Consider the following 20,676-nt stretch of genomic DNA (forward strand, 5'->3'; position numbering starts at 1 on the left):
ATCTGTACGTCAGGCTTTGACCGCGAGTCGCCCATGTTCGACGACCGAGGTAACCAATGCCGGCCCTTCAGCAACGACTTGTTTACCAAGCTGCGTTAAGATTCGGGAAATGAAATTGGAGGGGGTTGCGATATGCCTGCGCTTCATCGTCGGACCGTTCTAGCGCTATGCGTGGCCAGTGCGGCGATCGCCCTGGGAGGCTGCAAACGAACCCCCGCTACCGGCACCACCCTATCGTCGCCTAGTACAAACCCGACCACTATGTTCGCGGATCGGTATGGTGCCGTTGCGGATAAATTTCCTATTTCGGCTGTCGATACTTCCCAGATAAATCCAACCTATCTGCGCCGTGAGGTTGTCTATCAATCGCCCTATCCGGTGGGAACGGTTGTGATCGATCCGGCCGCGCACTTCCTTTATCTGATCCAACCCGGTGGCACCGCAATGCGATATGGCGTCGGCGTGGGGAAGGAGGGTTTTGGTTGGTCCGGAGTTGCCACGATAAATTCCAAGCAGGAGTGGCCGGATTGGTATCCCCCGAAGGAAATGATCCAGCGACGCCCGGATATCCTGGCGCAACTCACTAAGCTGCAGGGTGGCGACGGAGTGCCGGGAGGCTTGTCCAACCCGCTAGGCGCCAGGGCGATGTATCTCTGGCAGGACGGAAAAGACACACTCTATCGCATCCATGGTACGTTGGAGCCTGAGACGATCGGCACAAATGTCTCTTCGGGCTGCATCCGCATGATCAATCAGGACGCCATTGATCTCTATGGGCGCGTAGGGGTGGGCACGAAGGTCGTCGTGCTTGGGTCGAAGCCCGCCAGCTGAAGTGGCGTGGTTGGCAAGCGGCCTACAATCTACGCGCGCATGGTGGATCTACCCATCCGCGAACCGCAGAGGGCGTCATTCGTGGTATTTCAGTGACACGCTAACGGCGCAGCCAATCCTTGAGGCGGTCAGATGAGTGGCAAGATCATCACTATCGCGCAGCAGAAGGGCGGATCCGGCAAGACAACGCTGGCCGCCCATCTTGCTGTGGCTCTTTCACAACGCCCTCTGGAAGGAGGGTCGACCCGCGTGGCACTCTTGGACTGCGATCCTCAGGGAAGCCTGGGCGAGTGGTTCGAGGTCCGAGAAAGGACTCTGGGTGACGAGGCGACCGGCCTCTCATTCCGCACCGCGTCAGGCTGGGGCGCCCGACGTGAGGCACGCAGCCTCGCCCGCGATCACCATTTCATCATTATCGACACGCCCCCAAAGTCGGACGTTGAATCGCGTCCGGCTATCGAGGTGGCCGATCTGGTGGGCGTGCCTGTTCAGCCAACTCCAGTTGATTTATGGGCCACCCGGCCGACACTGGAGATGATCAACAAGGAGGGAACCTCCTGCCTTTTGGTCATAAATCGGGCCCAACCCCGCGCCGCCCTGACCAAGGAAATCGCCTCCGCCATCGAAGCCCTGGCCCATCCCGCTGCTCACACAAGGCTCGGCAATCGTGTCGGCTTCGCCGCCAGCATGGGGCAAGGCTTGACGCTGCTTGAGACGGAGCCAGGCTCCAAGGGCGCTTTGGAAGTGGAGGCGCTGGCAGCAGAGTTCATGGCTCTGCTCCGCCGCTAGCTGTATTCGCAGGGAAGCCAGTCCTGGCGGTAATTTCACGGCTCGCTGCGACGCAGCCGGTACCCATGCCACGCTGAACGGCGCAGAAGAGTTCCCGTCCGGCGCCGGCGCCCTTCCGCCCCTGCGGATGCGGTCGATCGGATCGTTGCCTTCGCCCAGTCGGCCTTTTCGCACCTGTACGGCATGCCGTGGTTGACGGCTGCCGTCCCAGAATGCGCCGCTTAGCCGAATATCCGGCAAGGGTCGCGCGACCGCCGCTCTGCGGTAAGGCCTCTCCGTGCCAACCCCTTCGATGGCAGCCGTTTGGCGAGCTGGCTCGGCGGTATCCACGCGGCGCGGGCGAGCGCAATGCTGGGCGAAGCTGGACGTCGCGATGCTGCCCCCATCGTTTCGACCAGCGTCGCCCGGTAGCGGCGCGCTTGGTGCCGGCGAGGGGACATTCCGACCGTGCCCAGGCAACCGCGCTTAGGGCATGCTCGCGAGCATTGATGGACAAGCCAGTGGTGCCCATCACCAGAGCCGTCGCAAGGCCGTTCCTGCGCCCACGAACCTAGCCGACCCGCTTCGGCGCAGCCAACCGCGCACCGAGCCGCTGCGACAAGGGGTGCGTTGTGTCGCTGCCGCCCCCTTTACGCCCCCGTAGGAAACGGCGCCCGAGGCGCGCCCGAGGTCCGGACCGCAACGGGCAGCAACGGGCACCAAGCCGGGCGGATCGCACTCGAACCCACCAAGCATTTGTGCCAAAAGCGTAACAAGGCTTGGGCGAAAAAGGCCGGATCGGCACCTTCTGCCGATGCCCTAACGGCTGCGCCGATCCGGCCAGCGACGCCCTGGAGGGAGGTCGGCGATAGGCGCCTCATGTCCAGCGCGACGCCGGCGTGCGTCCAATCAGCTTTGGCTGGATAAACGGCCAGACACGGCGCCGATCTAGACAGCCTGAACGGCGCGCTACGGGCAGGGCGCCGGCACCGGCCCGTCCGCGCCCTTTCGGCTCCGTGCAGCTTCCCGCCCCACATCGCCGGGGGCTATCCCGCGCGTCGGCGGATGTCAGCGGCACAATGAGGCAGCGAAATCAGTGCCAAGGTCGAAGGCGCCTCCGGAGGCGGTGCGGCCAGCCAGCCCGGCGGCAGCGCTGCAATGCCCGACGTCTAACAGAGGCCCCCCGTTTTGCTCGCTTCCGTCATTTGCCCAAAACGGCCCGCGCGCGTCTATTCGGCCTTGCGACCACACACGCTCCCGGCTGGCGGCGACAACGGAACTTTTGGTCGCCCCAGCTGTCATGGCAGGTAGCAAGGCCCCCAGCGAGAGGGCGGCCTTCCGTGCAGGCGGTGCCGAGCCGGGGTGGAAGGCGGCAAGCCCTTGGCTCATGTCGGAAATCGGCCTGGCTTGCGCGCGGAAATTTGCATTCTTCGGCTCACCAGGTTGACGCTTGCCAGTCTGGCACGGCAATCAGGGGGAGGCTCTCCTATGGAAAGCCGGCGTTCATTGTCGCTGCGTTAAGGTCACGCCGGCAGAAGACCGTGCCAGCGGCCCGGGCTCGGAAACAGTAAGGGGGAGGAAACGGCTTGGCGTTTGAAAGGCGGACGAAGCGGCTCTGGCTTGTGCTCGCCTTTTGCGCGGCGCTGGTTCTGTCTGCCTTCCCTGTTCCAGCCTTCGCCCAGCTGTTCGGCGGCCCGCAGGACGAGACGAGCGAGAACGGCGCCGCCGGTGGCTTCTTCGGGCCGATCATCAATCTCTTCAGCCCCAAACCGCTGACGTCAGGGCCTCCGGCGCCGGACGCCACGCCCTACGCCGTGTCGCTCACCGTAAATGGTGGCGACAGCGCACTGAGGGACCGCATTGAGGCGGCCTCCGCGCTTGAACGGCTCCGCGAGCGCGCGCCCTCCGGGGCGGCGGGGCTTGTGCGCCGGGCGCTGGCCGATCGTCGTGACATCAACGCCGCTCTGTACGCGGCCGGCTATTATGGCGGCATCATCCGCATCCGCCTCGCGGGCATCGCGCCGGACGCGCCGGACATCTTCCAGCGCGTCGAGGCCGCGCGGGCGCGCGGTCCTGTGCCCGTGGAGATCGACGTGCAGGCTGGACCGCTGTTCCAGTTCGGGCGCGTGGAACTGCTCGACGCCGCGAACCGGCGCCCGCTTGCGGAAGCGCCGTCACTGACGCGGCTGCGGCTGGAGCCGGGTGAACCAGCCCTCGCGACGTCCATCGTCCGGGCCGAGGGCGCGATCGTCGACCACTGGCGGCGCATGGCGCATCCCTTCGCGCGCTTGGCGGATAAGGAGGTCGTGGCTGATCACAAGACGAATAAGGTGGATGTCACCTTCCTTATAGCTCCCGGCCCAGTGGCCACGTTCGGCCATTTCACTGTCGTCGGCGCCGATTTCCTCACCCCGGGCTTCATCGAAGAGCGTATCGAGATCACTCCGGGCACGCCCTATTCGCCCGAAGTGCTCGACCGTCTGCGCCGGCGCCTGCTGGAATATGAAGCCATCGCCAGCGTGCGCATCAACGAGGCGGACAGGCTGGCGCCCGATGGCAGCCTGCCGATCACCATCGAGGTGTCGGCGCGTCTGCCGCGCTATGTCGGCTTCAGCGCCACCTATTCCTCCACCGACGGTTCGGCCATCAACGCCTATTGGGGACACCGCAACCTGTTTGGCGGCGGTGAGACTCTGCGGCTCGACGCGCAGATATCGTGGTTCGGCGAGAAGTCCGAAGCGGTGCCAAACGCCGATCCGTTCGGCTACAAGCTGGCCGCCACATTCGTGAAACCCGGCATCTACACCGCGCAGGATGATCTCGTTGCCAACGCCGCCGTGCTGCGCGAGGTGACGAACGCCTATGTGCGCGAGGCGGTGACCCTGCTCGCCGGCATTCGTCACCGTTACAGCGACGACCTCACGTTGCAGGTGAGCCTGGACCTTGAGCAGTCCCAGGTGGAAGACAGTACCGGCACCAATGATTACGGCATCGTTGGCGTGCCGATCGAACTCACCTATGACAGCACCGACAGCAAGCTCGACCCGTCGCGCGGCTGGCGCGCCACGGCGACGGTGGAACCTTTCGCCTATCTCGGCGAAGCCGGCGCCGGCCCCACCCTGTTCCGCGGCGCCGTTTCGACCTATCACGCCTTTGACGAGAACAAGCGCTTCATCCTCGCCGGCCGCATGGCCGCCGGCAGTATCGTCGGCGCGGGCCTCTATGACGTGCCGCCGCAGCGGCGCTTCTATGTCGGTGGCGGCGGCTCGCTGCGCGGCTATGACTACCAGTCCGCCAGCCCGCGCAATGAGGACGGCATCATCATCGGCGGGCGCAGCTTCTTCGAAGCGTCGGTCGAGGCCCGCCTGCGCGTCACCGACACCATCGGCATCGTGCCGTTCTTCGACATGGGTTCGGCCTTCGCCTCCGAATGGCCGGACTTCGATAGCATCAAGTACTCGGCGGGCATCGGCCTGCGTTATTACACCGCGATCGGTCCCCTGCGGATCGACCTCGCCTTCCCGCTCAATCCCGGCCCTGAGGACGGTGATTTCGGAGTCTATGTCAGCCTGGGGCAGGCCTTCTGATGACGCGCGCGCTCAAAATGCTTGGAATGGTCCTGCTCGCGCTGCTGCTGGTGCTGGTCGGCACCTTCGGCGCGCTGCAGACGCCGCCGGGCAAAGCGCTGCTCGCCAACATCGCCTCGTCGCTGGCCTCCTCTCCGGGCCTTATCGTCTCCGTAAACGGCCTCAGGGGATTTGTGCCGTTCGATATGAGCGTGGAGGCCATCGACCTCGCCGATGCCGAAGGCTCGTTCGCCCGTATTGAGGACACCCGGCTGGAATGGCGCCCCCTGGCGCTGCTCTCCGGGCGTGTGGAGGTCACGTCACTGTCCGCGGCGCGCCTCAGCCTGAACCGCCGCCCGGTGCTGCCGCCCGCGCCAGCGAATGCCAATGGGGGATCAAGCTTCGCCCTCCCCGTGCGGATCCAGTCGCTTGCCATCGCCGACATCACCCTCGCCGAGCCTGTGCTCGACCATGCGGCGCGACTGTCCTTCAGTGGCTCTGCCGACCTCGCCTCGCTGACACAAGGCCTGTCGGCGACCTTCGCGCTGGAGCGGCTTGATGCACCGGGCTCGCTGAAGGGTTCTGCCGGTTACGCGCCGGAGGCCGGTTTCCTCAACCTGGACATCACCGCGCGCGAGCCGGCTGGCGGTTTGATGGCGCGCGCCGCCGGTTTCGACGGTTTGCCCGAGATTTCAGCCGACGTGAAAGGCGCCGGGCCGCTGGATGCCTGGGATGGGCATTTGCGCCTGCGCGTGGGCGATCTGGCGGAAGCCAGCGGCGCCGCGGGAATTCGCGCGGTGGCCGACGGGCACAAGATCAACCTTGCCCTTGACGCCGATATCTCACGCATTTTGCCGGCAAACATATCACCGCTCTTTGAAGGTCGCAGCGAGTTAGCCGGCTCAGCAACGGTGACTTCTGGGCTGAATCTGGCCCTTGAGGGCTTTTCCGCCCGCACAGCGGGCTTCCAGGCTCGCCTGAGCGGCTCGTTCATGGCGGATCGGTCCGCCGATCTCGCCTTCGAGGCCCAATTGGGCGATGCCGCGCGCTATGCTGAGCTCGTGCCGGGTATACGCTGGCAGGAACTCGCCCTGTCAGGCACGCTCAAAGGCGCGGTGCTCAGGCCAACCGTTGAGGCGCGAATCAGCGCCGGTCAGCTGGCGGGAAAAGACTACCGCGCCGCCACCGTAGCTGCCACGCTCCGGACATTGCCGGATGCGGAAGGCGCCCTCGCCTTCGCCATCGAGGGAACGGCAAATGGCCTGTCGGCGCCGGACCCGGACGTTGCCGCGGCGCTTGGCACCGAGGCACGCTTTTCTGCCTCGGGAACTCTCCCCGCCAACGGCGCCGCCGTGCTTGAGGCCGCCTCCGCCGATCTCGCGGCGATAACCGCGCGCTTTGCCGGGCACGCCGACTCGCGCGCCATCGACGGTGATCTTAATGTCAGCCGGCTCAACCTCGCCGCCTTCTCGCCGCTTGCCGGCCGCCCCCTCGCCGGTTCAGCCGTGGTCGACGCCCGGCTTTCCGCCTCCACCGATTTCAGCCGCGCCAGCGCAGCCGTAAAGGGCCGCGCGGAGCGGCTCGAGACAGGTATCGCGCGGCTCGACGCACTGATTGGCCGCAGTGTCAGCATCGACGGCGCCCTCGCCCGCGACGGCGTCAACGCGCTGGCCGTGGACAATCTGAAGATCGCTACCAACGGCATCTCAGCGACCGTCAATGGCCGCCTCGCCACGGATGTCGCCAATCTGACCGCCGCACTTACCCTGGACGATCTCGCGCGGCTCGATCCGCGCCTGGCCGGCGGCGCTGAGGCCAACGCCGCCTTCTCCGGGACACTCGACGCACTCGGCGTGACGGCGACGTTACGCGTGCCGAATGGCATGGCGGAAGGTAGGCCGCTGCGCGATGTCACCGTCGACATCACCGCTGCCGACATCACCGGAGAAATTTCCGGCAATTTCGCCCTCGCCGGCGAGGTCGGCGGCAAGCCGGCGCGTGGCACTGCCGCGCTGCGGACGCAGCCGGACGGAACCCGCCAGCTGTCGAGCCTCGATCTCGCCATCGGTTCGGTTACGGCCCGCGGCGACATGGCGCTCAGCCCCGCCGGTTTGGCCTCAGGGAGGCTCGCGATCGTTGCGGGCGACCTAGCGGACATTGCCGCGCTCACCCTCACCGACATGGCGGGCACGCTGAAAGCCGATATCACATTGAGCGTCGCGCAGGGCCGCCAGAACGCCGATATACGCGCGAGCGCCCAGCAGTTGCTGGCATTCGACCAAAGCGTCGACTCGGCCGATATCAATGGCCGCGTCCTCGATCTGCGCGGCGTGCCGATGCTGGATGGCACCGCGGCCTTGCGCACCGTCTCGATAGCGGGCGTCGCGGTCGAAACCGCGACCCTCCGGGCTACCGGCAACGCCACCGGAACCGACCTGACGGTGGAAGCGCTCGCCCAGGGCACCAATCTGCGTGCCGGCGGCCGGCTGGAGCCACGACCGGACGGCGCCCGCCTGCGGCTCGACCGGCTCACCGCCACCCGCCCCGGACTGAATGCAGCCCTGAGCGCGCCGGCCACCCTCACCCTCTCGGGCGGCACCGTCGCCATCGACCGTTTCGCGCTCGCCGCCAGCGGCGGTACCGCCACGGTCTCGGGCAGTGTGGGGGAGCGGCTCGACCTCGCAGTAAACCTACGCGCTCTGCCGCTCTCGCTGCTCAATATCGTCGCGCCGGAATTGAACCTCTCCGGCACGCTGGCCGGCACCGCGCGCATCGGCGGCACCACCTCGGCCCCGACGGGACCGTTTGACCTGCGCATCACCCGCCTGAGCCGGCCCGACCTCGCCAGTTCCGGCGCCGGGCCGTTCGACATCGCGGCCAATGGCACGCTCGGCAATGGCCGGGCGCAGCTCCGGGCGACCATTGCGGGCACCAACCTCCAGAATTTCACCGTCAGCGGCTCGGTTCCGCTCGGGGCCGGCGAGTTGGACCTCGCCTTGCGCGGCGCGATCAATCTCGCCATCGCCAATCCGATGCTCGCCGCCACCGGCGCCCGCATCACCGGCATCGCCAATGTCGACGCCACGCTGCGCGGAACGGCCGCCGCGCCCCGCGCAGGCGGCACCGTGCGGGTGAGCGGTGGGCGCTTCGACGATTCCGTCAATGGCGTGGCGTTGAGCAATATCGACGCCGTGCTCACCGGTACCGATCGCTCCGTCACGATCACCAGTTTCCGCGCCGCAACCACCAATGGCGGAAGCATCACCGGCCGCGGCAATGTCGCGCTCGACCCCGCTGCCGGCTATCCCGGCCGCATCGACCTTGATCTCGTCAACGCCGCACTGGTGAACAGCGACCTCATGCGCCTCGTGGCCGAGGGTCGCCTCGGCGTTGAAGGCGCATTTCTCAATGGACCGCGCCTGACCGGACGGCTGGTGCTGCGCGCGCTGGACATCAATGTGCCGGACCGCTTCCCCGGCGGCGTTCAAGACCTCAATGTCCGCCACGTCAACGCCAGCGCCGAGTTCAAGCGCAAGAGCCCGACCGTGCAACGCCAGCAGGGCCCCGCGCCGCCCGCGCGCAACGGCGTGGCGCTCGATCTCGTGCTGTCGGCGCCGAACAATAACGTGTTTGTCCGCGGCCTCGGCATTGAGGCGCAACTCGGCGGCGAACTGAAGCTGACCGGAACGACGCGCGCGCCGGTAACCCTCGGCGCCTTCCAGCTGCGGCGCGGCTCGTTCGATTTCGGTGGGCGCCGTCTCACCTTCACGCGCGGCACCATCACCTTCACCGGCAACACCGATCCCGAGCTCGACTTCATCGCCGAGACGACCACGACGGATATCACCGCCCGGGTGCTCGTGTCCGGGCCGGCCTCCCGCCCGGTGGTGAGCTTCTCGTCGACCCCCACCCTGCCGCAGGACGAGGTGATCTCGCGTCTGCTGTTCGGCCGCTCCGCCGGCTCGCTCAATGGCGGGCAGGCGCTGCAGCTGGCCCAGGCCGCCGCTCAATTCTCCGGTGGTGCCGGCGTACTGGAGAATGTGCGTCGCTCGCTCGGCGTCGACAGTCTCGAAATCGGCACCGACGCCGCCGGCACCGGCGGTCAGGTCGGTCTCGGGCGCCGGCTCAATGACAACATCTATCTCGGCGTCCGCCAGGGCACGTCGGCGGGATCCAGCCGGGTCACGGTCGATGTCGACGTGACCCGGAACATTCGCCTGCAGGGCGCCACAGGCGCCGACGGCGCCGCCGAAGTCGGCATCGGCGCCCAATGGGATTATTGAGTGCTCAGGCCGGCGCAGCCTCGCCCAGCCCGTAGCGCGCGGCCGGGCGGCTCAGCGAAAGGCCCGGCATCATCCGCATCCGGTCATCCACCAGCACCTGCCAGGCGGCCATGTCGGGCAAGGAAGGAATGGTGATCGCCTCACCTGCCTCAAGCCCGCGCAAGGCGGCTTCGACCAGATCCTCGGCAGCCATCACCATTTCGGCCGGAAGTGCCGCGGCGTCGATGCCGGCCCGGTCGAAAAACTCCGTGCGCGTATAGCCCGGCAGCACCGCCTGCACGCGCAACGGCCCGCCCCTCAGTTCACTCTGCAGCGATTGCGTGAAGGCCAGCACATAAGCCTTGGTTGCGGCATAGGCGCCAGGGAAATGCTCCGGCACCAGAGCCACGACGGAAGCGATGTTGACCAGGGTTCCTTCGCCACGCCCGGCAAAGGCCGTGACAGCGGCCAGAGAGAGCCGCGTCAGCGCGGCAACGTTGAGCTGCACCATGGCATCGGTCTTTTCCGCCGCGGCGCCCAGGATCGGCCCCTCAGTACCCATGCCTGCATTGTTCACCAGCACGGTGATCCTCTGATCGGAGGCGAGCCGGGCGGCAACGGTCTCGATGCCTTCGTTGCGCGAAAGATCGGCCGCCAGCACCTCCGCCCGCCGGCCCGTCTCGCCGGCAATGGCTGCCGCGAGCGATTCCAGCCGGGCTCCATCGCGGGCAACCAGCACAACATCATGACCGCGTCGGGCGAGCTTCTCGGCATAGACCCGGCCAATGCCGCTGGAAGCACCCGTCACCAGTGCGGTGTTTAGGGAGGAGGTCATGGTGGAGGTTTCCCGTTTGTCGCGGCCCGCATCGGACCACTTTCATGACAAGCATCATTAATAAATCGCGCACGCTTGCGCCAGAGAGGCTGATCGGTTCTGCGTGCGGTTTCGTAAAAGTCACACAATGTCCGGAACGCTCATGCCCTCCTCCACTGAACGCCCCGCCCTTGTCTGGCTTCGCGACGATCTCCGTCTCGACGACAATCCCGCACTCGCGGCGGCGCAGGCGAGCGGGCGCCCGCTGCTGCTTGCCTTCCTCCTTGACGAGGAGAGCCCCGGCCTGCGCCCGCTCGGTGGGGCCGCGCGCTGGTGGCTGAGCCACTCGCTCAAGGCCCTGGCGGCGACCATTGAGGCCAAGGGCGGGCGATTGCTGCTGCGGCGCGGGATGGCGCTCGACGCGCTGACGCGCCTCGCCGGAGACGTGAATGCGCAGGCGGTCTACTGGAATCGGCGCTATGGCGCGGCCGAGATCGCCGTCGATACGGCGGTGAAGTCCGCCCTTACCGCGGCCGGCGTCGCGGTCGAGAGCTTCGGCGGCAACCTCCTGCACGAGCCCTGGACGGTGGCAACGCAGTCAGGCGGTCCCTTCCGTGTCTTCACCCCCTTCTATCGCCGCGCGAGGATGCAAGCGCCGCGCACGCCGTCTCAGACCCGCCTGCCCTGGCGCTTCGCCCCCTACCCAGAGGGCGAGCGACTGGAGAACTGGGCGCTGGAGCCCTCCCGGCCGGATTGGGCCGGCGGGCTGCGTGAGACGTGGACACCGGGCGAGGAAGGCGCGCGTGACGCGCTGACCCGCTTCCTCGATGGCGGGATCACGGGCTACGCCGACGAGCGCGACCGCCCGGACCGGACGTCGACCTCCCGCCTCTCCCCGCATCTGCGCTTCGGCGAAATCGCGCCACACCGCATCCTTGCCGCCGTACGGCACGCGGAAGCGGGTGCAAGCGCGGCCCCGCGCGACGTGGAGAAGTTCGTCAGCGAGCTCTATTGGCGCGAATTCAGCTATCATCTGCTGTTCCATTATCCGGATATCGGCACCGCCAATTTCAACGACCGTTTCGATGCCTTCGCGTGGCAGAACGCGCCTGCGCTACTCCGCGCTTGGCGGCGTGGAATGACGGGCTATCCCATTGTCGATGCCGGCATGCGCCAGCTCTGGCAGACCGGCTGGATGCATAATCGCGTGCGTATGGTGGCCGCCTCCTTCCTGATCAAACATTGTCTGACAGACTGGCGCCAAGGCGAGGCGTGGTTCTGGGACACGCTGGTGGATGCCGACGCCGCCAATAATCCCGCGAGCTGGCAGTGGGTCGCGGGGTCCGGCGCCGACGCAGCCCCCTATTTCCGCATCTTCAATCCCGTCGCCCAGGGTGAGAAGTTCGATCCCGATGGTGACTATGTCCGCCGCTACGTGCCGGAACTGACGGCGCTGCCGTCGAATGTCGTCCACCGCCCTTGGGAAGCAACTCCCGACGTGCTGCGCCGGGCAGGTGTGCGACTCGGGGAAACCTATCCCCGCCCCATCGTCGACCATGCCGCCGCCCGCGACCGCGCACTCGAACGCTTTCAGCCCATTCGCGGGGATTAGGCCGGCGCCCGGTTGCCGAGACGGGCATGCATCACTAACTTCGTGGACCGTCAATTCGGAAGAAGAAACAGGTCCATGGAAATCCGCAACGGTCTCGTCGAGGCGATCGGCAACACGCCGCTCATCAAGCTCAAGCGCGCTTCCGAGGCCACCGGCTGCACCATTCTCGGGAAAGCCGAGTTCCTCAATCCCGGTCAATCGGTAAAGGACCGCGCAGCCCTGTTCATCATTCAGGACGCCGTGGCGCGCGGCCAGCTTCGCCCCGGCGGTGTCATTGTCGAAGGCACGGCGGGCAATACCGGCATCGGCCTCGCGCTCGTGGGAAACGCGCTTGGCTTCCGCTCAGTGATCGTCATTCCCGAGACGCAGAGCCAGGAAAAGAAGGACATGCTCCGCCTCGCCGGCGCCACGCTCGTGGAAGTGCCGGCCGTCGCCTACGCCAACCCCAACAACTATGTGAAAGTGTCCGGCCGGCTCGCTGAGGCGCTGGCGGCAACCGAGCCGAATGGCGCGGTCTGGGCCAACCAGTTCGACAATGTCGCGAACCGCCTCGCCCATATCGAAACCACGGGGCCGGAAATCTGGGCGCAGACCAATGGCAAGGTGGACGGTTTCGTCTGCGCCGTGGGTACGGGCGGCACGCTGGCGGGCACGGGCATCGCGCTCAAGGCCCGCAACCCGGCGATCCGGATCGGCCTCGCCGACCCCTTCGGCGCGGCGCTCTACAGCTATTACACCACGGGCGAATTGAAGGCCGAAGGTTCGTCGATCACCGAAGGTATCGGCCAGGGCCGCATCACCGCCAATCTGGAGGGCGCGCCGGTCGACTGCGCCTATCAGATCGGCGACGCGGAGGCGGTTGAGATCGTGTTCGATCTGCTGGAGCATGAGGGTCTGTGCCTCGGCGGCTCCTCCGGCATCAATGTCGCCGGCGCGATCCGGCTGGCGAAGGAACTCGGCCCGGGCCACACCATCGTCACCATTCTTTGCGACTTCGGCACCCGCTATCAGTCGAAGCTGTTCAACCCCGCCTTCCTGCGCGAGAAGGGCCTGCCCGTGCCGGGCTGGCTTGAGCGCAGCATCGGCGTGCCCAATGTGCTGGTGTGATGGCAACGCTTCTGCTGTTTCGCGACGACGCCTACCAGACCGAAACCTCCGCCGTCGTCACCGCGCTGACGCCGGAGGGAGGTGTCGTCGTCGACCGCACGGTGTTCTACGCCAGCGCCGGTGGCCAGCCGGGTGATCGCGGCACGCTGATCCGCGCGGATGGCTGCGAGATCGGCATCGAGACGGCCGTCTACGGCCCCTCCAAGGTCGATGTGATCCATGTCCCGGCCCCCGCAGCCGCGTTGCCCGAACTGGGCGAGGCCGTGACGCTGCGGCTGGATTGGCCGACCCGCCACAAGCGGATGCGCATGCATACCGCGCTGCATCTGCTCTCCGTCGCCCTGCCCTTTCCCGTCACCGGCGGGTCGATCGGTGAGGAAGAGAGCCGGCTCGATTTCGACATTCCCGATGCCGGCCTCGACAAGGACGCCATCACCGCCAAGTTGGCGGGGCTGATCGCCACCGGCGCCCGGGTGACCGAACGCTGGATCTCGGATGACGAATTGCTCGCCAATCCCGGGCTGGTGAAGACCATGTCGGTCAAGCCGCCAATGGGAAGCGGCAAGGTCCGCCTGGTCGACATCGAAGGGATCGACCTGCAGCCTTGCGGCGGCACCCATGTTCGAAGCCTCGACGAGATCGGCGCGGTGCAGGTGACCAAGATCGAAAAGAAGGGCCAGCAGAACCGCCGCGTGCGGCTGGCCTGGGCTTGATGTCCGCGCGCGGTTCCGGAGTGCCCGATGCCCGAATCCGATCTGCCTGATGTCAGCCGCTTCGTTTCCACCGAATGGCTGGCCGCCCATCTCGGGGCGCCCAACCTCGTCGTGGTGGACGGCTCCTGGCACATGCCGGCGACCGGCCGGAAGGCACGCGAGGAATATCTCAAGGCGCATATTCCGGGCGCGGTGTTCTTCGACATTGACGGCATCTCGGACCTGACGAGCCCGCTGCCGCATATGCTGCCCTCCGAGACTCTGTTCCGGGCGGCGATGGAATCGCTCGGCATCGGCCGGCAGATGAAGATCGTCGTCTATGACACGCAGGGCCTGTTCTCAGCGCCGCGCGTCTGGTGGACCCTGCGGGCTTTCGGCGCGGTCGATGTGGCCATTCTCGATGGCGGCTTTCCCAAATGGCTGGCCGAAGGCCGCCCCACCGAGGAGGGCGAGGCACCCTATCTTCCTGCCCGTTTCGACGCGAAGCTGGACACGGACTGGGTGGCCTCCATCGACGATGTGGCCGCCCGGCTTGCCGACCGCAGCGCACAGGTGCTCGATGCGCGCGCGGCGGAACGTTTCCGCGGCGAGGCGCCGGAACCGCGCGCCGGAGTCCGTGCGGGGCACATTCCCGGCGCGCGCAACCTGCCAGTGTCCGAGGTGGTGAGGGGTGGCCGGCTCGTCGACGCCGCTACCATTCGCCAGGCGGTGAAGGAAGCAGGCATCGACCTCTCCCAGCCCGTCATCACCAGCTGCGGCTCAGGGGTGACCGCCGCCATATTGTGGCTGGCACTGGACACGATCGGAACGCCACCGGTCGCGCTATACGATGGCTCGTGGACCGAGTGGGGCGCCTCCGACAAACCCGTGGCGACGGGCCCGGCGGACTGAGCAGGCACCGACCGCTGTAGCTTTGCCCAAATGAAAAACGGCCGGAGCGCTTGGGCGCTCCGGCCGTTTCTATTTCGCCTGCACGCTTCAGTGCAGTATCTGGCTGAGGAACAGCTTGGTGCGCTCATGCTGCGGGTTTGAGAAGAACGCTTCCGGCTCGTTCATCTCGATGATCTGCCCCGCATCCATGAAGATCACCCGGTTGGCCACCTGGCGGGCGAAGCCCATCTCATGGGTCACGCACAGCATGGTCATGCCCTCTTCGGCCAGGCTCACCATGGTCTCCAGCACTTCCTTGACCATTTCCGGGTCGAGCGCCGAGGTCGGCTCATCGAACAGCATGATCTTCGGCTTCATGCACAGGGCGCGGGCGATGGCGACGCGCTGCTGCTGGCCGCCGGAAAGCTGGCCGGGATATTTGTTCGCCTGCTCCGGGATTTTCACCTTCCGCAGAAAATGCATCGCCAGTTCGTCGGCATCCTTCTTGGGCATCTTGCGGACCCAGATCGGCGCCAGCGTCAGATTTTCCAGAATGGTGAGATGCGGGAACAGGTTGAAGTGCTGGAAGCACATGCCGACCTCGCGGCGGATCTCGTCGATGCGCTTGAGGTCGTTGGTCAGTTCGATGCCGTCGACGATGATCGAGCCCTGCTGGTGCTCCTCCAGCCGGTTGATGCAGCGGATCATGGTGGACTTGCCGGAGCCCGACGGCCCGCAAATGACGATGCGCTCGCCCCGATGCACCCTGAGATTGATGTCCTTCAGCACATGGAACTCGCCGTACCATTTATGCACGCCGACGAGATCGACGGCGACCTCCCGTCCCGGGCGCGTGTGGACGGCGGGGAGTTCGTCAGGGGAAACGGTCGAATGAAGTTCACTCATATGGGTTTCTCCGTTTCTCAATGCCGGTGGGAGGTGTTGAGCCGCCGCTCCACGAAGAGCGAGTAGCGTGACATACCGAAGCAGAAGAAGAAATAGACCACGCCGGCAAAGGCGAAGCCCGTATAGAGCGTCACCGGCGTCGCCCAGTTGGGGTCGGTGAAGGCGGCGCGCAGCTGGCCGAGAAAGTCGAAGATCGAGACGATCAGGACCAGAGTCGTGTCCTTGAACAGGCTGATGAAGCTGTTCACGATGCCGGGAATGACGAGGGTCAGCGCCTGCGGCAGGACGATAAGGCGCATCATCTGGCTCCAGGTCAGCCCGACCGCCATCGCTCCCTCATACTGGCCCTTCGGGATAGCCTGCAGGCCGCCGCGCACCACCTCCGCCATATAGGCGGCCGAGAACAGAGCAACACCCACGAGCGCCCGCAGCAATGCGTCCGGATTCGTGCCCTGCGGCAGAAACAGCGGCAGCATATAGGTGGCGAAGAACAGCACCGTGATCAGCGGCACGCCGCGCCAGAACTCGATGAAGATCACCGAGAGCAGTCGGACCACCGGCATCTGCGAGCGCCTGCCGAGCGCCAGCAGAATGCCGAGCGGCAGGGAGGCGACAATCCCGGTCACTGCGATCACCAGCGTCACCAGCAGCCCGCCCCACTGCCGCGTCTCGACATAGCTAAGCCCGACATCGGCATCCCAGCAGAAAATGACCGCGCCGAGCGCCAGGAACACGAACAGCGTGGTGCGCGCGGCGGAACGGCCATTCCCCCCCAACAGTGCGATAAACCCGCCGATGGCCGCCATGAACAGCAGGGTCGTCAGCCCGAAGTCGACCCAGAAGGCGAGGTTGATGCCCCCCAGTTGCGCGTCACCGACAAACGGGCGGATCAGGCCGAAGCGCTCCAGCAGGAAAGCCGATGCGTTGATGTTGCCGCCGGTCAGCAGCACGAAGGCAACCACGGGATAGACAACGAAGAAGAGCAACGAGCCCGTCCGCTTGAACGGTAGGCTCGGCACGAGAAGCGGCACCAGCAGTACCGCGCCAAGGGCGAAGACGATGTCCACACGCCAGCGCTCGGAAATGGGGTAGAAACCGTAGATCAGCTGGCCGAACTTGGCGTGGATGAACGGCCAGCACGCGCCGACATCGGGGCCGAGACAGGCTTCGCGGTTCTCTCCGGTCCACACCGCATCGATGAACATGAAGCGGACAAAGGGCGGCACCACCGAAATCACCAGCAGGATGCCGAGAAGGGTCAGCAGCGTATTGAAGATGCCGGAGAACAGGTTCTCCCGCATCCAGGCCACCGGGCCGATGCGCAGCTTGGGCGGCGGGAGGACCGGCGCCATCTCGTTGCGGATGAAGGTTCCGTCGTCGAAGGTCATGCTCATGGCCGGCTCACCGTTCCACCAGCGCGACGCGCTTGTTGTAGGCGTTCATGATGATCGCGGTGATGATCGAGAGCAGGAGATAGACGCCCATGGTGATGGCGATGATCTCGATCGCCTGACCCGTCTGGTTGAGCGACGTGCCGGCGAATACCGCGACGAGATCGGGATAGCCGATGCCGACGGCAAGCGACGAGTTCTTGGTGAGGTTCAGATACTGGCTGGTCAGCGGGGGGATGATCACCCGCATGGCCTGGGGAATGACCACCAGCCGCAGCGTCTGCCCGTGACGCAGGCCGAGCGAATGCGCCGCCTCCGTCTGCCCATGGCTCACCGACTGGATACCGGCGCGCACATTCTCGGCGATAAAGGCCGCCGTATAGGTGGCCAGCGCGAGCGTCAGGGCGACGAATTCGGGAATCACCCGCACGCCGCCGACGAAATTGAAGCCCTTGAGTTCGGGCACCTCGAAGCTGATGGGGAAACCGGTCGCGATCATCGCCGCGAGCGGCAGGCCGATGAGAACGCAGAGAGACACCCAAAGGACGGGAAGCCGGCGCCCCGTCTCCTCCTGCCGGCTCGCCGCCCAGTGGCGAAACAGGATGACGCCGAGAATGGCGAGACCGATCGCCCAGACGACGATTCCGGCACCTTCACCGAACAGCGGGCGCGGAATGATGATGCCGCGATTGGAAATGAAGATCTCGCCAAAGACGCTGATGCTGTTGCGCGGCCCGGGCATGGCGCTCAGAACGGCAAGGTACCAGAACAGGATCTGGAACAGCGGCGGCAGGTTGCGCAGCACTTCGACATAGACGGTCGAGATCGTGCGCACCATGAAGTTCTTCGACAGGCGGCCGATGCCCACCAGGAAGCCGATAATCGTAGCGATAAAAATGCCGACCACCGCGACCAGGATGGTGTTCAGCAGGCCGACAATGAAGGCGCGGCCATAGGTCGAGGTTTCGGAATAGGGGATCAGCGTCTGGTTGATGCCGAAGCCGGCCGTGTTGTCCAGAAAGCCGAATCCGGTTGCGATCTTCTGCGCCGCGAGGTTGTCGCGCGCGTTCTCGGCGAAGCTCCAGCCGAGAAAAATGACCACGATCAGGGCCACAAGCTGAAGGCCGATGCTGCGGACCTTCGGGTCGTTGATGAATGTAGTCTTCTCGTGCCCGCCGGCGGGCCCAGCCAAATCCGTCATAGTCCCCCTCGCCTCGGATCGAGGCCCGAAATGTTCCGGTGCCGGACTTTTGCCAGCTTCTCCGGAGCGGGGAGGCTCCCGACGCGCGGGAGCCTCCTTACATCGATGTGTCAGCGGATCGGCGGGGCGTACTGGATGCCACCCTTGTTCCACAGCGCATTGAGGCCGCGGCTGAGCTTCAGGGGCGTGTCCGGACCGACGGTGCGGTCATACATCTCGGCGTAGTTGCCGACATTCTTGATGATCAGGTAGCCCCAGTCATTGCCGATGCCCATGCCCTCGCCATACTTGCCCTCGGTGCCGAGCAGACGCTTGATCTCGGGGTTGGTGGCGTTCTTGAGCTGGTCGTCGACATTCTTGGAGTTGACACCGAGTTCTTCGGCGTTGAGCTGGGCGAACAGAACCCACTTCACGATGTCGAACCACTGGTCGTCGCCATGGGCGACCACAGGGCCGAGCGGCTCCTTGGAGATGATCTCGGGCAGCACCACGTGGTCGTCGGGGTTCGTCAGCTTGAGGCGTTCACCGGCGAGGCCCGAACGGTCGGTGGTGAGCACGTCGCAGCGCCCGGCGTCGTAGGCCTTGACCACTTCGTCATTGGTGGCGAAGGCGATGACCTCATAGGTCATGTTGTTGGCGCGGAAATAGTCGGCGAGGTTCTGCTCGGTCGTGGTGCCGGTCTGCGTGCAGACCGAGGCGCCGGACAGTTCGAGAGCCGAATTCACCTTCTTGTCCTTGCGGATCATGAAGCCCTGGCCGTCATAGTAAGTGACGCCGGTGAAGTTCAGGCCCAGCGACGTGTCGCGGGTGATGGTCCAGGTGGTGTTGCGCGACAGGATGTCGATGTCACCGGACTGCAGAGCTGTGAAGCGGTCCTTGGCCGAGAGCGGCGTGAACTTCACCTTGGTGGCGTCGCCGAAGATGGCAGCCGCAACCGCACGGCAGAATTCCACATCGAGGCCGCTCCACTCACCCTTGTCATTGGGGTTGGAGAAGCCGGGCAGGCCCTGGCTGACGCCGCACTGGACAAAGCCCTTCGACTTCACCTGCTCAAGCTTGGTGGCCGCCTGCGCGCCGAAGGCACAGAGGCCCATGGCACCCGCAAGGGCGAATGTGGAGAGGAGGCGTTTCATGATGGCAGCCTTCTTCATTCGGATTGGAGCTGACGTTTCCGCCGCAACGGTGCGGGACGGAACGGGCGACAGAAAAGGCAATTCGCATGCCGCGGAGAACTTCCGGCAACGTGTCATGCCTGCGTCCTTCGTCTTATGGTGCCCAGAAGACCCCCTCGGGCACCATTGCAGCGAACGCAGCGTCATCAGAGCGCCGCAATCAAGCCCGGTCAAGCGCTTGACGGCGCACCACCCCTCCCTTCCCTATGCGACCTTCGATATTCTCGCTTCAGCAGGCTACAACCATGGCGAACAAGGCAAAAACCACACTCCCCGGCAATCTCTCCGTGGAAACCGAACTCGTCCTCGCCGGACGCGATCCGTTTCGCCATGACGGCTTCGTGAACACCCCCATCGTCCGAGGTTCGACCGTTCTCTCGCCCAGCGTCGCGGATCTTGAAGGCCATACCGGCCGCTATACCTATGGCCGGCGCGGCAACCCGACGGTCGAGAGCCTGGAATCCGCCCTGACTCGCCTCGAAGGCGGCGCTGGCGTGGTACTTACCCCCTCCGGCCTTTCGGCCGTCAGCATTGCGCTTCTCTCAGTTCTAAAGGCCGGCGATCATCTGCTGATGGTCGACAGCGCCTATCAGCCGACACGCCGCATCTGCGATGAGGTGCTGACGCGCTACGGGATCGAAACCACCTATTATGACCCGCTGATCGCCGGCGACATCGCCGGCCTTATCCGCCCCCACACCCGCGCCATCTTCCTTGAGTCCCCAGGCTCCCAATCCTTCGAGATCCAGGACATACCCACCATCGTCGCTGCCGCCTCCGCGCGCGATATCACGACGCTGATGGACAATACGTGGGCAACGCCGCTGTTTTTCCGCCCGCATGATTTCGGCGTGGATGTTTCCATTCAGGCCGGCACCAAATATCTCAGCGGCCATTCAGACCTGAATATCGGCACCATCTCCGCCAATCAGCGCACGTTCCGCCGCGTCCTCGCCACCCATGGCGATCTCGGCATCACCGTCGCGCCGGAGGATGCCTTCCTGGCGTCGCGCGGCCTGCGCACCATGGCGGTGCGGCTCGAACGCCACCAGCAGTCGGCGCTCGCGGTGGCACGTTGGCTCTCGTCGCGGCCGGAAGTGCGACAGGTTCTGCATCCCGGCCTGCCGGAGCACCCGGGCCACGCTTTGTGGAAGCGCGACTTCAAGGGCGCGTCAGGCCTGTTCAGCATCATCCTCGAACCGGTGCCGAAACCGGCCGTCGACGCCTTCCTCGACAGCCTGGCCCTTTTTGGCCTCGGCTACAGCTGGGGCGGCTATGAGAGCCTCGCCATACCGTTCGACTGCAGCGCCTATCGTACCGCGACCTGTTGGACTCCAGGCGGCCCGGCGATCCGGCTGCAGATCGGCCTTGAGGACCCCGCCGATCTCATCGCCGACCTCGATTCCGGCTTCGCGGCCCTCGCGGCAGCGCGCTGAACGCGCCAACCGGTCCGGGCGGGCGGC

14 protein-coding genes are annotated in these 20,676 nt (G+C 65.7%); 9 read left to right on the forward strand and 5 right to left on the reverse strand.

The window, feature by feature from the left end; all coding sequences use genetic code 11:
• Positions 1 to 261 precede the first annotated feature (261 nt).
• The 4 genes from J2S75_RS21025 to J2S75_RS21040 all read left to right on the forward strand — a co-directional run bounded on the left by J2S75_RS21025 (position 262) and on the right by J2S75_RS21040 (position 9,448).
• Positions 262 to 831, forward strand: coding sequence for a L,D-transpeptidase (locus J2S75_RS21025; RefSeq protein ID WP_465252686.1), 570 nt, complete (start codon positions 262 to 264; stop codon positions 829 to 831).
• Positions 832 to 963: 132 nt separating this feature from the next.
• Positions 964 to 1,620, forward strand: coding sequence for a ParA family partition ATPase (gene parA / locus J2S75_RS21030; protein ID WP_307022980.1), 657 nt, complete (start codon positions 964 to 966; stop codon positions 1,618 to 1,620).
• 1,565 nt (positions 1,621 to 3,185) lie between these two features.
• Complete coding sequence (locus J2S75_RS21035; RefSeq protein ID WP_307022982.1) at positions 3,186 to 5,186, forward strand: autotransporter assembly complex protein TamA; 2,001 nt, start codon at positions 3,186 to 3,188, stop codon at positions 5,184 to 5,186.
• 26 nt (positions 5,187 to 5,212) lie between these two features.
• Positions 5,213 to 9,448, forward strand: coding sequence for a translocation/assembly module TamB domain-containing protein (locus J2S75_RS21040; protein WP_307022984.1), 4,236 nt, complete (start codon positions 5,213 to 5,215; stop codon positions 9,446 to 9,448).
• Positions 9,449 to 9,452: 4 nt separating this feature from the next.
• Here J2S75_RS21040 and J2S75_RS21045 read toward each other — a convergent pair whose 3' ends face one another.
• Positions 9,453 to 10,262, reverse strand: a complete 810-nt coding sequence (locus J2S75_RS21045) for an SDR family NAD(P)-dependent oxidoreductase (protein ID WP_307022986.1) — start codon at positions 10,260 to 10,262, stop codon at positions 9,453 to 9,455.
• Positions 10,263 to 10,404: 142 nt separating this feature from the next.
• Here J2S75_RS21045 and J2S75_RS21050 point away from each other — a divergent pair, with 142 nt between their 5' ends.
• The 4 genes from J2S75_RS21050 to sseA all read left to right on the forward strand — a co-directional run bounded on the left by J2S75_RS21050 (position 10,405) and on the right by sseA (position 14,564).
• A complete protein-coding gene (locus J2S75_RS21050; RefSeq protein ID WP_307023170.1) occupies positions 10,405 to 11,853 on the forward strand; it encodes a cryptochrome/photolyase family protein in 1,449 nt (482 codons plus the stop codon).
• 75 nt (positions 11,854 to 11,928) lie between these two features.
• The gene (locus J2S75_RS21055) at positions 11,929 to 12,960 is read left to right on the forward strand and encodes a cysteine synthase A (RefSeq protein ID WP_307022988.1); all 1,032 of its coding nucleotides are present in this window, start codon (positions 11,929 to 11,931) and stop codon (positions 12,958 to 12,960) included.
• A complete protein-coding gene (locus tag J2S75_RS21060; protein ID WP_307022990.1) occupies positions 12,960 to 13,673 on the forward strand; it encodes an alanyl-tRNA editing protein in 714 nt (237 codons plus the stop codon). Before J2S75_RS21055 ends, J2S75_RS21060 begins: the two co-directional genes overlap by 1 nt.
• 27 nt (positions 13,674 to 13,700) lie before the next feature.
• Positions 13,701 to 14,564, forward strand: a complete 864-nt coding sequence (sseA, locus tag J2S75_RS21065; RefSeq protein ID WP_307022992.1) for a 3-mercaptopyruvate sulfurtransferase — start codon at positions 13,701 to 13,703, stop codon at positions 14,562 to 14,564.
• 87 nt (positions 14,565 to 14,651) lie between these two features.
• Here the strand turns inward: sseA and J2S75_RS21070 are convergent, their stop codons facing one another.
• From J2S75_RS21070 to J2S75_RS21085, 4 genes are all read right to left on the reverse strand, one after another.
• A complete protein-coding gene (locus J2S75_RS21070) occupies positions 14,652 to 15,449 on the reverse strand; it encodes an amino acid ABC transporter ATP-binding protein (protein ID WP_307022994.1) in 798 nt (265 codons plus the stop codon).
• A gap of 17 nt (positions 15,450 to 15,466) precedes the next feature.
• On the reverse strand, positions 15,467 to 16,843 hold the full coding sequence (locus tag J2S75_RS21075) for an amino acid ABC transporter permease (protein ID WP_307022996.1): 1,377 nt from the start codon (positions 16,841 to 16,843) through the stop codon (positions 15,467 to 15,469).
• Between the two features lie 7 nt (positions 16,844 to 16,850).
• The gene (locus J2S75_RS21080; protein ID WP_307022997.1) at positions 16,851 to 18,041 is read right to left on the reverse strand and encodes an amino acid ABC transporter permease; all 1,191 of its coding nucleotides are present in this window, start codon (positions 18,039 to 18,041) and stop codon (positions 16,851 to 16,853) included.
• Positions 18,042 to 18,151: 110 nt separating this feature from the next.
• Positions 18,152 to 19,174, reverse strand: coding sequence for an amino acid ABC transporter substrate-binding protein (locus J2S75_RS21085; RefSeq protein ID WP_307023000.1), 1,023 nt, complete (start codon positions 19,172 to 19,174; stop codon positions 18,152 to 18,154).
• A gap of 284 nt (positions 19,175 to 19,458) precedes the next feature.
• On the opposite strand from J2S75_RS21085, the gene metC reads away from it, so the two are divergent.
• On the forward strand, positions 19,459 to 20,649 hold the full coding sequence (metC, locus tag J2S75_RS21090) for a cystathionine beta-lyase (RefSeq protein WP_307023002.1): 1,191 nt from the start codon (positions 19,459 to 19,461) through the stop codon (positions 20,647 to 20,649).
• Positions 20,650 to 20,676: the final 27 nt, after the last annotated feature.

Source organism: Ancylobacter polymorphus (assembly GCF_030813495.1).
Taxonomy (GTDB): Bacteria; Pseudomonadota; Alphaproteobacteria; order Rhizobiales; family Xanthobacteraceae; genus Ancylobacter; species Ancylobacter polymorphus.

What these genes read in the sequence shown, in the direction of transcription:
- metC (WP_307023002.1), top strand. Translation starts at nt 19,459, where the DNA reads ATGGCGAACAAGGCAAAAACCACACTCCCCGGCAATCTCTCCGTGGAA.
- parA (WP_307022980.1), top strand. Translation starts at nt 964, where the DNA reads ATGAGTGGCAAGATCATCACTATCGCGCAGCAGAAGGGCGGATCCGGC.
- J2S75_RS21080 (WP_307022997.1), bottom strand. Translation starts at nt 18,041, where the DNA reads ATGACGGATTTGGCTGGGCCCGCCGGCGGGCACGAGAAGACTACATTC.
- J2S75_RS21025 (WP_465252686.1), top strand. Translation starts at nt 262, where the DNA reads ATGTTCGCGGATCGGTATGGTGCCGTTGCGGATAAATTTCCTATTTCG.
- J2S75_RS21060 (WP_307022990.1), top strand. Translation starts at nt 12,960, where the DNA reads ATGGCAACGCTTCTGCTGTTTCGCGACGACGCCTACCAGACCGAAACC.
- J2S75_RS21050 (WP_307023170.1), top strand. Translation starts at nt 10,405, where the DNA reads ATGCCCTCCTCCACTGAACGCCCCGCCCTTGTCTGGCTTCGCGACGAT.
- J2S75_RS21075 (WP_307022996.1), bottom strand. Translation starts at nt 16,843, where the DNA reads ATGAGCATGACCTTCGACGACGGAACCTTCATCCGCAACGAGATGGCG.
- J2S75_RS21040 (WP_307022984.1), top strand. Translation starts at nt 5,213, where the DNA reads ATGGTCCTGCTCGCGCTGCTGCTGGTGCTGGTCGGCACCTTCGGCGCG.
- J2S75_RS21045 (WP_307022986.1), bottom strand. Translation starts at nt 10,262, where the DNA reads ATGACCTCCTCCCTAAACACCGCACTGGTGACGGGTGCTTCCAGCGGC.
- J2S75_RS21085 (WP_307023000.1), bottom strand. Translation starts at nt 19,174, where the DNA reads ATGAAACGCCTCCTCTCCACATTCGCCCTTGCGGGTGCCATGGGCCTC.
- J2S75_RS21070 (WP_307022994.1), bottom strand. Translation starts at nt 15,449, where the DNA reads ATGAGTGAACTTCATTCGACCGTTTCCCCTGACGAACTCCCCGCCGTC.
- J2S75_RS21055 (WP_307022988.1), top strand. Translation starts at nt 11,929, where the DNA reads ATGGAAATCCGCAACGGTCTCGTCGAGGCGATCGGCAACACGCCGCTC.
- sseA (WP_307022992.1), top strand. Translation starts at nt 13,701, where the DNA reads ATGCCCGAATCCGATCTGCCTGATGTCAGCCGCTTCGTTTCCACCGAA.